General features: G+C 41.1%; 5 protein-coding genes. All 5 read right to left on the bottom strand.

The window, feature by feature from the left end; genetic code table 11:
• Positions 1 to 662 (bottom strand): DNA adenine methylase (locus ACFINK_RS09210; protein WP_375638893.1); only part of this gene is annotated, 662 nt, incomplete at its 3' end.
• 24 nt (positions 663 to 686) lie between these two features.
• On the bottom strand, positions 687 to 917 hold the full coding sequence (locus ACFINK_RS09205) for a hypothetical protein (RefSeq protein WP_375638891.1): 231 nt from the start codon (positions 915 to 917) through the stop codon (positions 687 to 689).
• Between the two features lie 116 nt (positions 918 to 1,033).
• Positions 1,034 to 1,261 (bottom strand): hypothetical protein, encoded by a 228-nt coding sequence (locus tag ACFINK_RS09200; RefSeq protein WP_375612675.1) that lies wholly within the window; start codon positions 1,259 to 1,261, stop codon positions 1,034 to 1,036.
• Complete coding sequence (gene bgtA, locus ACFINK_RS09195; RefSeq protein ID WP_375638889.1) at positions 1,258 to 1,920, bottom strand: gene transfer agent endolysin BgtA; 663 nt, start codon at positions 1,918 to 1,920, stop codon at positions 1,258 to 1,260. The genes ACFINK_RS09200 and bgtA overlap by 4 nt, the downstream gene beginning before the upstream one ends.
• A gap of 68 nt (positions 1,921 to 1,988) precedes the next feature.
• Positions 1,989 to 2,181 (bottom strand): hypothetical protein (locus ACFINK_RS09190; RefSeq protein ID WP_375638887.1); only part of this gene is annotated, 193 nt, incomplete at its 5' end.

Genomic DNA, 2,181 nt, shown 5'->3' with positions numbered 1-2,181 from the left:
AGACTCAAGACAAATTTGCCTTGTATGCTTTTGAGAACTTTTGCCATACTCACAAAATCATCTTCAACAAAATTCCCAGAGCTATAACACTTCTTCTTCACAAGATAAGGCGGGTCTAGGTAAAATAAACTGTCGGGTGCATCAAATAGCTCGATAACCCGTTCCCACGACAAATTTAAGATTGTCGTATCAAGAAGCTTCTGTCTAACACGTCGCATCCTTGATAACAGCTTATCGGGATTAAATGCTATAGGCTTTTTCCTTCCAAAGCCAAAAGAGACATACTCTTTTTTCCCATACATCACACAACGTTGGAGAAACAAAAAACGTGCGGCTCTTTCAACTTTGGAAAGGCTTTCTGGTTCAATCGCCGCAAGTTCAAAAAACAACTGTCTTGAACAAACAAACCATTCTAGTCGTTTGGCTAAATCATCAAAGTCATTTTGAACGCATTGAAACAGATTCGTGATCTCTCCATTCAAATCATTAATAACGGAATATTTTGCTGGTCTTTTATTTAGGAAAATAACACCAGAGCCTAAAAACGGTTCAACATAGGTTTCATGGTCAATATTATTTAAAATCGGTATAATTTTCTTACGCAGATAGTGTTTACCACCCATCCACGCAAACAATGTTTGTGTAAATTCTTGTTTCATCATATTTTTAAAGGAGAGATTTGATATCTAACTTTTTGTTATCCATCTTTTAAGATGTGAGAAGCTATTTTCTATGGCGTCCACAAAACGGGAAAAATCAATAACAAACATAAAGAGAATGAAGGCAATCAATTTCATGATGCGTGACATCATCTTTAAGCCTTGATAGGTCTCTATCATCTCGTGAAGGAGCTGTTGTTCTGTTTCTGTAAGACCTTTATCTTTGCTGCTTCGTTTCTTGACCATCTTTCCAACCACATAAATGGGCTCCCTGCTTGTTATGCTTCAAAATATCTCTTGCAAGGTTGGAACTGATGACCGCAACATCCTTATTATCCAAATAAATGGGCAACCAGCCACCACAAGAAACAGACCTATTTGCCGCGCACCCAACGAGAAAGTTCAGAGCGCACACCAGCATCACTTTTTTGATTAACTTCATTTTCTACCTCAAGACGGGTTGTTGCTGTCTTTAAAGCATTCTCTGTTTGCTTTTGCCGTTCGCTTTGCTTGCCAAGCTGAAACGCCTTGGCTAAAGCCATAAAAAAAACGGCTAAAGCCGCTGTAAACATAAGAGAATATTTCTTTAGCCAAAAAATCATAAGCGTTGCTCCCCAAACCGCTTGGCGACAATCACTATGCCCGTTACAGCCGCTAAAACCATGATGCCTGCTAAAGCCCATTGCACCGGACCATTGCCAACCAACAAGCCTCCAAACCCCGAACAAGACCCTATAATCGGGGCAAGTGCTTCTATTTTAAGAAGTTCGGTTGCCGTTTTCGTTTCTACCCTTTGATAGTTCGAAGAAACATAAGCCCCTTTTACCCATAATCCCGCTTCTGCTGCTCGACGGTTAGCTAAACCCGCAAGAGGCTTCCCACCGACCTTATTCCATTTCTGTAATTCTAAGGGTACGGCTTCATAATCGCCTTGATTAAGCTTCTTCAACAAGGTTGACTTGCGAAAAGCAGCTGTCCCTACATTATAGCAAAATGAGACCAATGCCGCGAATTGGCAATCCGTTAACGAAACCGTCACCGATTCCTCTACCGTCTGCTCAAATTGCTTTAAGTCTTCACAAAGGATTTCTTCCGCTTGCTTTTGGCTAATACACATGCCTTTTTTGACAAGGGGGTGACCCGCATTGCTGGTGTGACCATAACCAATCGTCCAGATACATGCCGTGTCTCTATATGCCTCTAAACGCAAACCTTCCCATTGTTTGATAAGCTCTAATCCTTCTTTCGATATCTTTCTCATCTGACGCTCCATAAAAAAAGCTCCACAAAAGTGGGGCTGGATAAAATGATGTTCTAATCAATCTCGCGTTAATTATAATAAAGTGGCTCGCTACATCCACGGGCGCCTATTTTTTCATCTTCTACATAACGAGAATGCGCAAAATTCCGTACAAGATGATCATTGTTAGAGCCACCAGTCCAATCGCCTCCTCCCAACATAACATTTATGTCTACACGTAAACTGCTTCCTTGCTCCCCTGTATGCCATTTAGTCACTGGA

This window comes from Bartonella sp. AA16NXGY, from assembly GCF_042197325.1.
In the GTDB taxonomy this organism is placed as follows: Bacteria; Pseudomonadota; Alphaproteobacteria; order Rhizobiales; family Rhizobiaceae; genus Bartonella.
Note: the sequence above shows the minus strand (reverse complement) of the source record. Positions and strands in the feature narration are given on the sequence as shown.